This window comes from Herbaspirillum sp. WTB6, from assembly GCF_057457785.1.
Genome location: NZ_CP176522.1, coordinates 3,026,808 through 3,040,601, shown reverse-complemented (window position 1 = coordinate 3,040,601; position 13,794 = coordinate 3,026,808). Strand labels below are relative to the sequence as shown.

The 13,794-nt window shown below is 61.6% G+C and carries 13 protein-coding genes and 1 tRNA gene; 5 read left to right on the top strand and 9 right to left on the bottom strand.

Going from position 1 to position 13,794, the window contains the following annotated elements:
- Positions 1-30: 30 nt before the first annotated feature.
- The 5 genes from nusA to ACK2VC_RS14190 form a co-directional block, all read right to left on the bottom strand.
- Entirely contained in the window at positions 31-1,590 is a 1,560-nt protein-coding gene (gene nusA / locus ACK2VC_RS14210) for a transcription termination factor NusA (protein ID WP_486731036.1), read from the bottom strand.
- Positions 1,587-2,072 (bottom strand): ribosome maturation factor RimP, encoded by a 486-nt coding sequence (rimP, locus tag ACK2VC_RS14205; RefSeq protein WP_486733249.1) that lies wholly within the window; start codon positions 2,070-2,072, stop codon positions 1,587-1,589. The genes nusA and rimP overlap by 4 nt, the downstream gene beginning before the upstream one ends.
- Before the next feature lie 210 nt (positions 2,073-2,282).
- On the bottom strand, positions 2,283-3,929 hold the full coding sequence (rluB, locus tag ACK2VC_RS14200) for a 23S rRNA pseudouridine(2605) synthase RluB (protein ID WP_486733248.1): 1,647 nt from the start codon (positions 3,927-3,929) through the stop codon (positions 2,283-2,285).
- The gene (scpB, locus tag ACK2VC_RS14195; RefSeq protein WP_486731035.1) at positions 3,907-4,740 is read right to left on the bottom strand and encodes an SMC-Scp complex subunit ScpB; all 834 of its coding nucleotides are present in this window, start codon (positions 4,738-4,740) and stop codon (positions 3,907-3,909) included. Before scpB ends, rluB begins: the two co-directional genes overlap by 23 nt.
- Positions 4,741-4,906: 166 nt before the next feature.
- Positions 4,907-4,983, bottom strand: a tRNA-Met gene (locus ACK2VC_RS14190).
- Between the two features lie 156 nt (positions 4,984-5,139).
- Here ACK2VC_RS14190 and ACK2VC_RS14185 point away from each other — a divergent pair.
- From ACK2VC_RS14185 to ACK2VC_RS14170, 4 genes are all read left to right on the top strand, one after another.
- Positions 5,140-5,715: an NUDIX hydrolase gene (locus ACK2VC_RS14185; RefSeq protein ID WP_486731034.1), complete on the top strand. Its 576-nt coding sequence runs from the start codon at positions 5,140-5,142 to the stop codon at positions 5,713-5,715.
- A gap of 102 nt (positions 5,716-5,817) precedes the next feature.
- Positions 5,818-6,552 carry a leucyl/phenylalanyl-tRNA--protein transferase gene (gene aat / locus ACK2VC_RS14180; RefSeq protein WP_486731033.1) on the top strand — a complete coding sequence of 245 codons (735 nt, stop codon included), beginning with the start codon at positions 5,818-5,820 and terminating at the stop codon, positions 6,550-6,552.
- A gap of 80 nt (positions 6,553-6,632) precedes the next feature.
- The gene (locus tag ACK2VC_RS14175; RefSeq protein WP_486731032.1) at positions 6,633-7,355 is read left to right on the top strand and encodes an arginyltransferase; all 723 of its coding nucleotides are present in this window, start codon (positions 6,633-6,635) and stop codon (positions 7,353-7,355) included.
- A gap of 120 nt (positions 7,356-7,475) precedes the next feature.
- The gene (locus ACK2VC_RS14170; protein ID WP_486731031.1) at positions 7,476-8,525 is read left to right on the top strand and encodes a quinone-dependent dihydroorotate dehydrogenase; all 1,050 of its coding nucleotides are present in this window, start codon (positions 7,476-7,478) and stop codon (positions 8,523-8,525) included.
- A gap of 176 nt (positions 8,526-8,701) precedes the next feature.
- Here the strand turns inward: ACK2VC_RS14170 and ACK2VC_RS14165 are convergent, their stop codons facing one another.
- The 3 genes from ACK2VC_RS14165 to ACK2VC_RS14155 form a co-directional block, all read right to left on the bottom strand.
- Positions 8,702-9,406 (bottom strand): carbonic anhydrase family protein, encoded by a 705-nt coding sequence (locus tag ACK2VC_RS14165; RefSeq protein ID WP_486731030.1) that lies wholly within the window; start codon positions 9,404-9,406, stop codon positions 8,702-8,704.
- A 659-nt stretch (positions 9,407-10,065) separates the two neighbouring features.
- The gene (locus ACK2VC_RS14160) at positions 10,066-10,464 is read right to left on the bottom strand and encodes a diacylglycerol kinase (RefSeq protein WP_486731029.1); all 399 of its coding nucleotides are present in this window, start codon (positions 10,462-10,464) and stop codon (positions 10,066-10,068) included.
- Positions 10,465-10,471: 7 nt separating this feature from the next.
- The gene (locus ACK2VC_RS14155) at positions 10,472-11,617 is read right to left on the bottom strand and encodes an alpha-hydroxy acid oxidase (protein WP_486731028.1); all 1,146 of its coding nucleotides are present in this window, start codon (positions 11,615-11,617) and stop codon (positions 10,472-10,474) included.
- Between the two features lie 197 nt (positions 11,618-11,814).
- Between ACK2VC_RS14155 and ACK2VC_RS14150 the strand changes: the two genes are divergently transcribed.
- Positions 11,815-12,603, top strand: a complete 789-nt coding sequence (locus tag ACK2VC_RS14150) for an IclR family transcriptional regulator (protein ID WP_486731027.1) — start codon at positions 11,815-11,817, stop codon at positions 12,601-12,603.
- A 70-nt stretch (positions 12,604-12,673) separates the two neighbouring features.
- Here ACK2VC_RS14150 and pbpG read toward each other — a convergent pair whose 3' ends face one another.
- The gene (gene pbpG / locus ACK2VC_RS14145; protein WP_486731026.1) at positions 12,674-13,786 is read right to left on the bottom strand and encodes a D-alanyl-D-alanine endopeptidase; all 1,113 of its coding nucleotides are present in this window, start codon (positions 13,784-13,786) and stop codon (positions 12,674-12,676) included.
- Positions 13,787-13,794: the final 8 nt, after the last annotated feature.

Here is a 13,794-nt window from a genome sequence, read left to right as displayed (position 1 = left end):
CGCGACAGATGATCGATGGAATTCTCCAGATCACTTTGCTTCGGCCAGATCCCATGCCCTCGCCTGCAGGGCCTTGGCACGCTCATCATATTTGGCATCGATGAGCTTCATTTCATCGTCGGTCGCATCTTCAAATTCGTTCGCGATCAATTGCCGCGCACGCTCCGTCGGCAGCGCCAGAATCGCAGCGAACTCATCATAAGCCAGGCCGGCAAACGCCTGCAGCGTCTTGATGCCGCACAAACCGAGCTTGCCGGCGGTGACCCGATCCATGCCGTCCAGGTTGGCCAGCTCGGGTTCCATGCCGTCCATCCCCTCTTCCGACGCAATCGCCTCGGTCAGCAGGGCATCGCGTGCGCGGGTGCGCAATTCGTTGACGGTATCCTCGTCGAACGATTCGATTTCCAGCATTTCGTTGATCGGCACATAGGCAATTTCCTCGATGCTGGAAAAACCTTCTTCGGCCAGGATGTCGGCCACTTCCTGGTCCACGTCCAGCTTTTCCATGAACAGCGTGCGGATCGCAGTCATTTCCAGCGCCGACTTGTCGGCCGATTCCTCGGCCGTCATGATGTTGATCTGCCAGCCGGTCAATTCGGATGCCAGGCGCACGTTCTGGCCACCGCGGCCAATCGCTATCGCCAGGTTTTCCTCGTCGACCACCACGTCCATCGCGTGCTTTTCTTCATCCACCACGATCGATGACACATTGGCCGGCGCCAGCGCACCGATCACGAACTGCGCCGGGTCTTCCGACCACAATACGATATCCACCCGCTCACCGCCCAGTTCGCCAGTCACCGCCTGCACCCGCGAACCGCGCATGCCAACGCAGGTGCCGATCGGATCGATGCGACGATCGTTGGTGAATACCGCAATCTTGGCCCGCACACCGGGGTCGCGCGCCGCCGATTTGATCTCCAGCAGCCCCTGCTCGATCTCGGGCACTTCCAGTTCGAACAGCTTCATGATGAATTCGGGCGCGGTGCGCGACAGAATCACTTGCGGGCCGCGGGCGTTGCGATCGATGCGCAAAATATAGGCACGCACGCGGTCGCCAATGCGCAGGTTTTCCTTCGGAATGGTCTGATCGCGCGGCAGGCGCGCCTCGATCTTGCCCGATTCAACAATGGCGTCGCCGCGCTCCATGCGCTTGATGGTGCCGGTCACCAGCGCGTCGCCGCGCTCCAGGAAATCAGCCAGGATCTGCTCGCGCTCGGCATCCCGGATTCGCTGCAGCACCACCTGCTTGGTGTCTTGCGCAAAGCGGCGACCGAGGTCGACCGATTCGACCGGCTCTTCAATATAGCTATCAACTTCGATGTCGGGATCGCGCTCTCGCGCCTCGAACTGCAGTATCTCCTGGTCCGGCAATTGCAGCCCGGCTTCGTCTGGCACCACGCGCCAGCGGCGGAACGATTCAAATTCGCCTGTCTCGCGATCAATCGCCACCCGAATGTCGGCGTCGCCTTCATAGCGTTTTTTCGTGGCCTGCGCAAGCGCATGCTCCAGCGCTCCAAAAACGACGTCCTTGTCGACGTTTTTTTCGCGCGCCAGCGCATCGACCAACAACAAAATTTCGCGACTCATGCTTTGCGACTCCTAAAATTCACTTGCGGCACCAAGCGTGCCTTGTCCACGTCAGCGAGCGTAAACTCCAGCTTCGCCGGACCCTCATTTCCTTCAAATTCCAGCGCCAGCCGCTCGCCGTCCGGAATGCACAAAATTCCTTGAAACGACTTGCGATGCGCCGTGCCCGGCATTGGAACACGTAGTTTAACAATCGCCTCCTGCCCTGCAAAGCGCAGGTAATCGGCCATCTTTTTCAGCGGCCGATCCAGTCCCGGCGACGATACTTCCAGCCGTTCATAATCGACATTCTCGACCGTCAGCACATGCAGCAACTGATGAGTCGCCTTTTCGCAGTCATCGACGGTAATCGAACCGCGCTCCAGATGCTCCGGAGCAAAATCGATGAACACGCGCAGCAAGCCGCGCGCTCCGCGCTCGAAATCGACCAGCTCGTAGCCCATGCCGCCCAGAGTCGTTTCAATCAGATCCAGCAACTGCACCATCCGTCTCCGCTGATAGCCAAAAAGCACGCGCCCGGCAAAACACCCTGGCAAATTGCTCAACAAAAAAAAAATGGGCATCCGCCCATCTTCTTGTCGTTCGAACGCCACAACTACCCACAATATCTGGGGAAATGGCTTGTTAACTCAAAAATTATAACCGAGTCGGCGCGGTGTCGCAATCTTGATCTGCGGCAAGGGGCATTTGGATCACCCCTTGGAACGCCGGCGCGGCACACCCGGGACCACCGACAATCCGCGCGGCTGCCGCACGCTGCGGCGTCCGGCGTCCGGGAAACCGAGCGCCGTCTGCAATGGATCGGGCTGGCGGCTACGTGCCGGCTGGCCGCGCCGGCCTTGCTGCGGATTCGGCGCATTGCGCCCATACGGCCCCGACCCGCCATGGCCCGACCGCGGGTCTTTTTCAAAGGGGTTGCGATTGCCGTTGCTGACACCGATACGGTTACCGTTCTGACGGTCTTGGCCATCGCCGCGCTTGCTCGCCGGCTTGGCCTGGCCTGCTACCTTTTCCAGGCCGCAGGCATTCAGCAGTGCCCGCACCGCATGCTCGTCCAGCTCTTCCCAGCGCCCGCGTTTCAAGCCGCGCGGCAGGGTCATGCTGCCGTAACGGGTGCGGATCAGGCGCGAAACGGTCAGGCCGACTGCTTCGAACATACGACGCACCTCCCGATTGCGACCTTCGCCGATGACGACCCGATACCACTTGTTGACGCCTTCGCCGCCGCCGTCGACGATTTTCGAAAACTGAGCCAGCCCGTCCCCCAACTCAACCCCTGCGAGCAACTTTTGCCGCATGCCCTCTTCCAACTCGCCCAGCGTGCGCACCGCATATTCGCGCTCAATGCCGTAGCGCGGATGCATCAAGCGGTTGGCCAGATCACCGGAAGTGGTAAACAGCAGCAAGCCTTCGGTATTGAAATCAAGACGGCCCACCGCCAGCCACTTGGCTGCTTTCATGCTCGGCAAGCGGTCAAACACCGACGGCCGCCCTTCGGGATCGCTGTTGCTGACGATTTCGCCGGCTGGCTTGTGATACACCAGCACGCGCGGCGGACGTTTCGTGACTTTGCGCTGCAGCAGCTTGCCATTGATGCGCACTTGGTCGGTCGGCAATATCCGTTGCCCGGTATGAGCCGGTTCGCCATTGACCGAAACCCGGCCGGCAATGATCAGATCTTCCATGTCGCGGCGCGATCCCAGCCCGGCTTCGGCCAGCACCTTGTGCAGCTTCGGCGCATCGTCCTCGGCGGTCAGGTCGCGCCGCACATTCTTGCCCTGTGCCACCGGGCGCCGGCTGCTGCCGCCGGCATCCGCAGCCTCGGCGTCATGATCGAAATCTTCGGAAATCACGAATGAAAATACGGCGTCGGCGTCGCTCGCCGCTGGCCTCACCCCCTTGCCTGCGCCTGCCTTGCGCGCGGGGCCATGCGGTGATTTCTGGCCTTTCGCACCTTGCTGGTGGCGCCGCTGCCGCGGTGCGTCGGTGTCCGGAGTGCCACCGGCATTGGCGGCGGGCGCGCCGCCAGCATCCTGCGGCTCAGTGACGCGCGCGCGCCGATTCTTCAGATTACGCGGTCCGCGCAGACCGCGACGCGCCGGTTTTCCGGCGTTTTCGGCACCCGGCGTCGCCACGGTCTCGGCGGCACCCTGTTGCCCGCCGCCGTCAACGCGATGAGTCGGCGCGAGAGGCAAGGCCGCGGCACCGACGGCAGCCGCCTCGTCAACTACTCTCGGCTTGGCACGCGCCGTGCGCTTCTTGACCGGCTTCGGTGCCGATGGCGCAGCGCCCTGGTCCACTGGAGTCGAGTCGTCGTTACTGGAGATCGGAAGAGTCATCATTCAATTCTTGGTTGGACTGGCCGGATGCCGCTTGCGCGGCGAATTCGGGGGCTTGCTCGGAACCGAGCTCACGATGGAGAGAAAAATCCGCATCAGAAATATCCACGCCGGGCGCTGCTGCGTTCATCGCTGCGCCGGCAATCTCGACATCGGCCGCAGCCTGCCGGTCGGCATTCTCGGCCACGACAAAATCGATGGCCGTCTGATCCGCATCGGTTTCCGCTGCGCCGTCCGGCTGCTGCCAGGCCGGCAATATGCCATCCTGCAAATCGCCCTGCAATACTTCTTGCAAGGGCGGCAGCTGGTCCAGCGCCGACAGCCCGAGATCGTCCAGGAACTGGCGCGTGGTGGCAAACAGCGCCGGCCGCCCCGGTACGTCACGATGCCCGATCGCTTCAATCCAGCCGCGATCCTCGAGCATCTTGACGGTGTTCGAACTGACCGTAACACCGCGAATTTCCTCGATGTCGCCGCGCGTGACCGGCTGTCGGTAGGCGATGATGGCCAGGGTTTCCAGCGTGGCGCGCGAATATTTGGGAGGTTTTTCGGGATTCAGCCGATCCAGGTAGCGCTTCATCTCGGGCCGACTCTGAAAGCGCCAGCCGGTGGACAGACTGACGATCTCGATTCCCTTGTCGGACCACTCGGCCCGCAACTCTTCCAGCAATTGCCGGATGGTATCGGCACCGACATCCTCACCGCCCTCACCATTTTCCACGAACAGCTTTTTCAGCTCGTTGATCGACAACGGCTCGTGCGCACAGAGTAATGCGGTTTCGAGGACTTTCCTGGCCTCAGGAGTATTCATGTACGAGTGGCGTGCGGCTTGTGTTTATTAACTTCTTGCAGAAATAGGATTCAACGACAGGCATCCGTCGACGCCATCCGGCTCTAGAACCTGCACGAACCCGTTGATGCTGCTGTTCCGACGCCCAATTTGGAGGAAGTGTATTGATGGGCGGGAATATAAGACTTGGTTGCGGGGACAGGATTTGAACCTGTGACCTTCGGGTTATGAGCCCGACGAGCTGCCAGACTGCTCCACCCCGCGTCTGAAGAGTTGAACTATACATGGTATCCGCACGCATTGCAAATCTAATTGCCGCATCGGGTGATACACTTTAAAGATACCGTTGCCGCAGCCTGCCACGCCGCAAAATAATAACTGCATGCAAGAACAACTTCCCATTCACCATCTTTTCCGCTCATGAAATACTGTTCCGACTGCGCGCATCCCGTCGTTTTGCTGATCCCGCCAGGTGATAATCGGCCACGCCATGTATGCCAGCACTGCGGCACGATTCACTACCAGAATCCAAAGATGGTGATCGGATCGATTCCGGTCTGGCAACAGCAGGACGAAACGCAAGTGCTGCTGTGCCGGCGCGCGATCGAACCGCGTTACGGGTTCTGGACGCTGCCTGCCGGCTTCATGGAAAACGGCGAAACCACGACCGATGCCGCGGCGCGCGAAACGATGGAAGAAGCCGGCGCCCGGATCGATCTGCATGAACTGTTTTCGCTGCTGAACGTGACGCGCGTGCACCAGGTGCATATGTACTATCGCGCCACCCTGCTTGACCTCGATTATGCGCCCGGTCCGGAAAGCCTGGAAGTGCAAATGTTTACCGAAGCGCAGATTCCGTGGGACGAGATTGCCTTTGCGACCGTGGGCCACACCCTGAAATTCTTCTTTGCCGATCTGGCGCGCATCCGGCGCGAAGGCGGTGCCTTCGGCTTTCACACCGAAGATATCGTGCGGCCGATGCGGCGACCAGCTTGACCTCGAGCCATGTGACATGTCCGAAATTCACCAGGTTTCGCGTTATTCCTCCATGGACTTTGAACTGCCAACGACAGCATCCACATGCCCGGGGACGGGCGCATGATTCCATGGCTGACAGCGGATATGCCGTTTCCGCCGGTCGGCACGGCGCTGACGGCGGCAGATGGTGCCGCCGGCCTGCTGGCGGCCGGCGACGAATTGTCGCCGCAGCGCCTGCTGGATGCCTATCGGCACGGCATCTTCCCCTGGTTTTCGGATGGCCAGCCGGTGCTCTGGTGGAGTCCTGATCCGCGCATGGTGCTGTACACCGAGCGCTTCCGACGCTCGAACAGCCTGGGCAGGATGCTCAGGAAAATTGACCAGAGCATGCACGACGACCGCTATTGGGAAGTGCGCTTCGACAGCGCTTTCGAGGCGGTCATGCGCGCCTGCGCGGCACCGCGCCAGGAGCGCGACGGCACGCTCGCCGGCACCTGGATCAGCGAGCCGATCATTGCCGGCTACGGCGCCTTGCACCGGCAAGGCTACGCGCATTCCTGCGAGCTGTGGCGCGCGGGCGAACTGGTGGCGGGCGCCTACGGCGTGGCGCTCGGCCGCATGTTCTATGGCGAATCGATGTTTACCCGGGTCACCGACGGCTCCAAGGCGGCGCTCGCCTATTTGGTGCATTTTCTGCGCGCGAATGGCGTGGCGCTGATCGACTGCCAGCAGGAAACCGCGCATTTGGCCTCGCTCGGCGCGATCCCGATTCCGCGCGCGGAATTCATCGCCCATCTGTCAGCCGCCATCGAACAGCCGCCGATTGCGCACTGGCAACCGTTGCCGCTGTCCTGATCCCGACCGCAAAAATTTTGCGTGCCGGCCGGCATCCGGTGTAAATTGAAGCCGTTTTCCTCGTCGCCGGACCAACGCGCATGACGCACCTGAACGAGCTGCCCTTTTCGACGCTACAGTTTTACGCCACGGCACCGTACCCCTGCAGTTATCTGCCGGAGCGCCAGGCCCGCTCACAAGTCGCCACGCCGTCGCACCTGATCAACGCCGACGTCTATTCGCAACTGGTGAAAAGCGGCTTCCGGCGCAGCGGCATCTTCACCTACCGGCCGTACTGCGATGGCTGCCAGGCCTGTATACCGGTGCGCGTGCCGGCCGCCCAATTTGTCGCCAACCGCAGCCAGCGCCGCGCCTGGAGCCGGCATCAGGGTTTGGTGCCGCGCATCTCCAACCTGGCTTACGTGCCGGAACACTACGAACTGTACCTGCGCTATCAGACCACTCGCCACGCCGGCGGCGGCATGGACCAGGACAGCCGCGAGCAGTATGCGCAATTCCTGTTGCAGAGCAAGGTCAATACGCGCCTGGTCGAGTTCCGCGAAAATGACGGCACACTGCGCATGGTCAGCATCATCGACGTGCTGGACGACGGCCTGTCCTCGGTCTATACCTTTTACGATCCGGACGTCGCCAGCGCGTCCTACGGTACCTACAACGTCCTGTGGCAACTGGCCCAGGCCAAGGCTCTGGGCTTGCCGTACGTGTATCTCGGCTACTGGATACAGGAAAGCCCGAAGATGGCCTACAAGGTCAACTTCCGGCCGCTGGAAGCATTGCGCGGCGGGCGCTGGGACCGCTTGTAGCGCATCAGGCCGCAGGGGCGTGCGGGCAGGCTAAAATGGCGGCCGCGCGGCGGACCGCCTGGCCTGCCGCAGATGGCGCACGGCGCCTGCCACCGAATTTCTCAACCCTGTCCCGATTCCATGACCGTACCCGACAAACTGCTGTATGCGTTCGCGCGCCCCGCCTTGTTTTCGATGGACGCCGAAGCCGCGCACAACCTGACGCTGCCCTGGCTGAAGCGCGCCGCCGATTTCGGCCTGGGGCGCGTCATCGCCAAACCCCAGCCCGATCCGCGCAGCGTGATGGGGATCGAATTTCCGAATCCGGTCGGCCTGGCCGCCGGCCTGGACAAGGACGGCGCCTACATCGACGGCCTGGCGGCGCTCGGCTTCGGCTTCATCGAAGTCGGCACGGTGACACCGCGCGCGCAGCCTGGCAACCCGCAGCCGCGCATGTTCCGGCTGCCGCAGGCGCAGGCGATCATCAACCGCATGGGCTTCAACAATGGCGGCGTCGATGCCTTCGTCTCCAACGTGCAGGCCTCGCGCTTCTTTCAGCACAAGGAAGGGGTGCTGGGGCTGAACATCGGCAAGAATGCCGATACGCCGATCGAGCGCGCGGCGGACGATTACCTGATCTGCCTGAAGAAGGTCTATCCGTACGCCAGTTACGTGACCGTCAACATCTCGTCGCCGAACACCAAGAACTTGCGCCAGCTGCAGGACGCCGAGGCGCTCGACGCGCTGCTGCGGCAGTTGAAACAGGCGCAGCAAACGCTGGCCGAGCGCCACGCGCGCTACGTGCCGATCGCGCTGAAGATCGCACCGGATGTGGATGCCGAGCAGATCAAGATCATCGCCGACACGTTGCTGCGGCAGCGGATGGATGGCGTCATCGCCACCAACACCACCATCGCCCGCGACGCGGTGGCTGGCCTGCCGCACGCGGAAGAAAGCGGCGGCCTGTCGGGGCGGCCGGTGTTCGAAGCGTCCAACCGGGTGATCCGGCAATTGAAGGCAGAACTGGGCGATGCGCTGCCGATCATCGGCGTCGGCGGTATTCTGTGTGGCGCCGATGCGCGGGCAAAAATCGAGGCCGGCGCCGCGCTGGTGCAGCTGTACACCGGCCTGATCTACCGCGGCCCGGCGCTAGTGCGCGAGTGCGCGGCGGCCTTGCGCGGAATCCGCTGAAGGACAAGCCGCTCTGCACGCAAAACGAGGGGTATGCCTCGAAAAATTCGATTTTAAGGCCGGGATCGACGCGCCAACCATGGAGTATATGATTTCGACAGCGATCCCGGCACCGCCATCAAGTGCCGTCCTGCTTTTTCAGCGCATGCGCCGGTCCCACTGCAGCACGCGCCGCCTCAATCGAAGCGCACCTGGCCGGTTTCCACATCCAGCATCGCGCCCACCACCTTGATCTGCCCTTTTTCCGCCATCTGGCGCAGCACCGTGCTCTTGGCCAGCAATTCCTTGACGGTCAAATGGACGTTCGTTTCCGCCACCGCATCGACGAAGTGATGGTTCTTCGAACTGCGGTCGCTGCCGTGGGTATCGGGCGTGGCGTTCACCGCCGGCCGGATCTTGTCCACCAGTTGCGTCAGGTTGCCCAGCACCGCGCTGTCGCAGGCGCCCTTGACCGCGCCGCAATGGGTGTGGCCGAGGATCACCACCAGCTTGGTGCCTGCCACCGCCGAGGCGTACTCCAGGCTACCGAGGATGTCGGGGTTGACGATATTGCCGGCCACGCGCGCGATGAACAGGTCGCCGATGCCCTGGTCGAATACCAGCGCCGGATCGGCGCGCGAATCGATGCAGCTGACCACGCTGGCCAACGGATACTGGCCGTCGCGCCCGGTGGCTTTGGTTTGCACCCGCAGGTCGCGTTGTTCCATGTTGCCGGCAACGAAGCGGGCGTTGCCGTCCTTCAGCATCTGCAAAGCCTGCTCGGCGCTGATCGCAGCCTGGCGCGCCTTGGTCATCACCGGCGTCGCCGTGACTGATTGCTGAACCGGCTGCTGGGCGCAGCCGGCGAGCACGGCGGCCAGCAGCAGGGCGGAAAATTGCATTAGTGACGAATGCCGCATGCTATTTTTATTCATTTTTATCCTCCCTAAATAAGTGAGTTTTCTACGTTTTTCCTTCCAACCGACCGCATTATGCCGCTAATTTTTTGTCCATCCCGATTTTCGCTCCAGCGCGGACCGGCCAGCCGCAATCATACCGCCGGCGCGGAGGATGCCCGCTCAAGGGAAAAGCACGCCACACAAGGTCCACATTTGCATGTCCATATTCGGACTGACTGGGTGCAGGACCGGCGGCGGCGCCATGAACGAGTTGGAAACACGCTGAAAAAATCGGGACGGTGCGCGAGCAGCACCAGGTCGCCCGCAACATACCGGAAAACTGCGACCATAGACAAGGACGCAGCGGAGAAATTTGCAGCCGGGCCGACCCAGCGCTTTGAAGAGATGACGCGCCGGGCGGTCAGTGCGTGGCCGTGATCACGCCAGCATGATTGCCAGGTCGAAAATCAGGAGCCCAGCGCCTGTACCGCGCACACAATCAGCGCAATGCTGATGGCGGCGGAAGCCAGCATGGCCAGCGCCGCATGCAATTTGTTGGTGTTGACGGAAAATTTCTTCATGGCGCTGGCATCCGGAAAGTAATTGCCAGCCGCCATCTTACTCCGGTTGCGGCACGCCAACAAAAAATTGCCTTCCTGGTTTCAGGCGACCACCAGAGGCAGCACGATCACTGCCCAGCTAGCGAACGCCAGCGCAAAGGCCAGCATCACCGCCGCGCTGCCGAAATCCTTGGCCGTCTTGGACAGCGGATGGCGATCCAGTGAAACCCGGTCGACCGCCGCCTCGATCGCCGAATTCAGCAATTCGACGATCAACACTAGCACCAGTACGGCAATCAGCAGCAATTTGTGCAGCGCCGGCAGCGGCAGCAGCAAGGCAATGATGCAGCCGGGCACAACGACCGCCAGTTCCTGGCGGAATGCATGTTCGTTATGCCAAGCCGCCCTCAAACCCGCCGCGGAATAGCGGAAGGCCGCCAGAATCCGGCGCCAGCCGCTCTTGCTCTTGAATTCGCTGACCGCGACCGGTTCGTGCGGCATGGTCCTGTCAGTACGTGCCAGGCAGCAAAATATTGCGGTCGACCTTCTGCACGTCGGTCAAGCCGCACAGCGCCATCGTCACATCCAGTTCGTTCCGGATGATTTGCAGGCAATTGGTGACGCCGGCTTCCCCCATCGCCCCCAGTCCGTACAGGAAGGCGCGGCCAATATACACGCCGCGCGCGCCGAGCGCGAGCGCCTTGATCACGTCCTGGCCGGAACGGATGCCGCTGTCCATGTGCACTTCAATTTTCTTGTCGACCGCCTCGACGATCGCCGGCAAGGCGGTGATCGCCGATTGCGCGCCATCCAGTTGGCGCCCGCCGTGGTTCGAGACGATCAGCGCATCGGCTCCACTTTCCACCGCCAGCCGCGCATCCTCGGGGTCCATGATGCCTTTCAGGATCAGCTTGCCGCCCCAGCGCCGCTTGACCCACTCCACCTCTTCCCACGACAGCGCCTGATCGAACTGCTCGGCGGTCCAGGATGACAAAGAGGAGGTGTTCGACACGTTATGGGCATGGCCGACGATGTTACCGAACGTGCGCCGCGGCGTATTGGCCATGCCCCAGCACCAGCGCGGCTTGGTCATCATATTGATCAAGTTCGGCAAGGTCAGCTTGGGTGGCGCCGACAGGCCATTTTTCAGGTCCTTGTGGCGCTGGCCGAGAATCTGCAAATCCAGCGTCAGCACCAGCGCCGAGCAGTTGGTAGCCTTGGCGCGGTCGATCAGACGCGCCATGAAGTCGCGGTCGCGCAGGAAATACACCTGGAACCAGAATGGCTTGGTGGTATGGGCGGCGATGTCTTCGATGGAACAGATGCTCATCGTCGACAGCGTGAATGGCACGCCGAATTTTTCGGCGGCGCGCGCCGCCAGGATTTCGCCATCCGCATGCTGCAATCCGGTCAGGCCGGTCGGCGCCAGCGCCACCGGCATCGCCACCGGTAGCCCGACCATGGTACTGGCCAGGGTCCGGTTTTCCATGTTGACCGCAACCCGCTGGCGCAGCTTGATGCCGGCGAAATCACCGCTGTTGGCACGGTAGGTGGATTCGGTCCAGGAACCGGAATCGGCGTAATCGTAAAACATGCGCGGTACGCGCTTCTGGGCGAGAACTCGCAGATCCTCGATATTGGTGATGACGGACATGGCCGGACTCCTCTTTCAGAATGATGTTCACGCCGCCCTGCCGGCTGCGGCCGTTATTATCCCCCCGGAAACGGCAAGCCCAGCAAGATACCAGGATGAAATAAATCACGAATAAGCACAAAAAATATTCGTAAATATCTTTTTCAATTTTTCACATCGTGATATAAAGAGAGGATTCTGCAATATGTCTTCACTATATGAAAAACGATACAGAGTCTCAAACCAGTCACATCTCGATTCAAGTTATCGAACGCATGATCCTGCTGCTTGACACCCTCGCCAATTACCCGGATCCGGTCAGCCTGAAAGAACTGTCAAAAATCACCGGTCTGCACCCGTCCACCGCGCACCGTATCCTGAACGACATGGTGGTCAAGCGCTTTGTCGATCGCGCCGAGCCCGGCACCTACCGCCTGGGCATGCGCCTCCTGGAATTGGGCAATATCGTCAAGAGCCGGCTCAACGTGCGCGAGGCCGCGCAGGATTTCATGCGCGCGCTGCACCGCAAGACCGTGCAGACCATCAACCTGGCGGTGCGCCAGGGAGATGAAATCGTCTATATCGAGCGTGCCTTTTCCGAACGCTCCGGGATGCAGGTGGTGCGTGCCATCGGCGGCCGGGCGCCGCTGCACCTGACTTCGACCGGCAAGCTCTTTCTATCGGTGGATGACCCGAAGCAGGTACGCATGTATGCCACCCGTACCGGCCTGGCCGGCCACAATAAGAATTCGATCACTGATCTGGCCAAGCTGGAGCGCGAACTGGCGCAAGTGCGCGCGCGCGGCTATGCGCGCGACAACGAAGAGCTGGAACTCGGCGTGCGCTGTATGGCGGCCGGCGTGCGCGACGACAGCGGCAAGCTGGTGGCCGGTCTGTCCATCTCGGCACCGGCCGAGCGCCTGCAGGAGGAATGGCTGGATGACCTGGTCAATACCGCCAACCTGATTTCGGCGGTGCTCGGCTACCAGCCATCGGAGCCGCACTGATACCGGGAACAGGCGCCCCCAAAAAAAGCGAACCTCGGTTCGCTTTTTCATTTCTGCGCTGCCAGCCGGCTCAGCCCTCGCCCTTGGCTTGGGCGGCTCCCGACAAGTGCTGCGGCCGCAAGTCGCTCAGCCATTTGCGGATCCGCCCGGCATCCGCCAGTCGCGAAAACTTGCCCTTGGAATCGAGGAAAACCATCACGATCGAGCGGCCATCGATCTTGGTCAGCATCACCAGGCAGCGCCCGGCTTCGGAGATGTAGCCGGTCTTCTGCAAACCGATGTCCCAGTCCGGATTGGCCACCAGCCGGTTCGAATTGGCGTAGGCGAGCGTGTGACCGCCGCTGTCGACCATGTATTTTTCATCGGTTGAGTACTGGCGGATCAGCGGATGGTGGCTGGCTGCCAGCACCAGCTTGGCCAAGTCGTGCGCGCTGGAGACATTGTGGCTCGACAAGCCAGTCGGTTCCACATAGCGGGTATCGTTCATGCCAAGCGCCTTGGCCTTGGCGTTCATCGTTGCGACAAACGCCGGCAGGCCGCCCGGATAATTGCGGCCGAGCGCCGACGCCGCCCGGTTTTCGGAACTCATCAGTGCAATATGCAGCAGGTCGGCGCGCGTCATCCGCATCCCGACCCGCAAGCGCGAATGGGTATTTTTTTCCCGATCGACGTCGGCGTCGGAAATCTCCAGCACCTCGTCCATGTCTTGTTTCGCTTCGACCACGATCAGGCTGGTCATCAGCTTGGTGAGCGACGCGATCGGCAACGCCACCGTGGAATTCTTTTCAAACAACACCTTGGAGTCAGCCGGATCGATCACCAGCGCCACATTCGATTTCAGTTCCAGCGGGTCTTGCGTGTGGTTCAGGCCGGCCAGATCCCCGGCGGACAGCACAGCCGGCACCGCTGCCAGCGCCGGTTTGGCGGTCACGCGCTGATAGGCGATCTTGCGCTTGCCGCCCACCGTGACCTCTTTTCGCACCAGCTTTCCTTGTGTCCCGGACGAACTCGCGCTACGCCGTTTGACGGTCTTGGTTTTGGCGGCGGATTTTTTGGCTGCGGCCGGCTTCCTGGCACTCGCTTCGCTCGCATCCGCACTGGCGTTCGTTGGCGTTTTCGCTTGTGCCGGTAGATGCAGGACAATTGTTAGCGAAAACAGCGCTGCCAGCGCGGATTTGAACATCTGCATTC

Coding starts and splice junctions, on each gene's coding strand:
- nusA (WP_486731036.1), bottom strand. CDS start 1,590: ATGAGTCGCGAAATTTTGTTGTTGGTCGATGCGCTGGCGCGCGAAAAA.
- rluB (WP_486733248.1), bottom strand. CDS start 3,929: ATGACTCTTCCGATCTCCAGTAACGACGACTCGACTCCAGTGGACCAG.
- scpB (WP_486731035.1), bottom strand. CDS start 4,740: ATGAATACTCCTGAGGCCAGGAAAGTCCTCGAAACCGCATTACTCTGT.
- ACK2VC_RS14185 (WP_486731034.1), top strand. CDS start 5,140: ATGAAATACTGTTCCGACTGCGCGCATCCCGTCGTTTTGCTGATCCCG.
- aat (WP_486731033.1), top strand. CDS start 5,818: ATGATTCCATGGCTGACAGCGGATATGCCGTTTCCGCCGGTCGGCACG.
- ACK2VC_RS14175 (WP_486731032.1), top strand. CDS start 6,633: ATGACGCACCTGAACGAGCTGCCCTTTTCGACGCTACAGTTTTACGCC.
- ACK2VC_RS14170 (WP_486731031.1), top strand. CDS start 7,476: ATGACCGTACCCGACAAACTGCTGTATGCGTTCGCGCGCCCCGCCTTG.
- ACK2VC_RS14165 (WP_486731030.1), bottom strand. CDS start 9,406: ATGCAATTTTCCGCCCTGCTGCTGGCCGCCGTGCTCGCCGGCTGCGCC.
- ACK2VC_RS14160 (WP_486731029.1), bottom strand. CDS start 10,464: ATGCCGCACGAACCGGTCGCGGTCAGCGAATTCAAGAGCAAGAGCGGC.
- ACK2VC_RS14155 (WP_486731028.1), bottom strand. CDS start 11,617: ATGTCCGTCATCACCAATATCGAGGATCTGCGAGTTCTCGCCCAGAAG.
- ACK2VC_RS14150 (WP_486731027.1), top strand. CDS start 11,815: ATGAAAAACGATACAGAGTCTCAAACCAGTCACATCTCGATTCAAGTT.
- pbpG (WP_486731026.1), bottom strand. CDS start 13,786: ATGTTCAAATCCGCGCTGGCAGCGCTGTTTTCGCTAACAATTGTCCTG.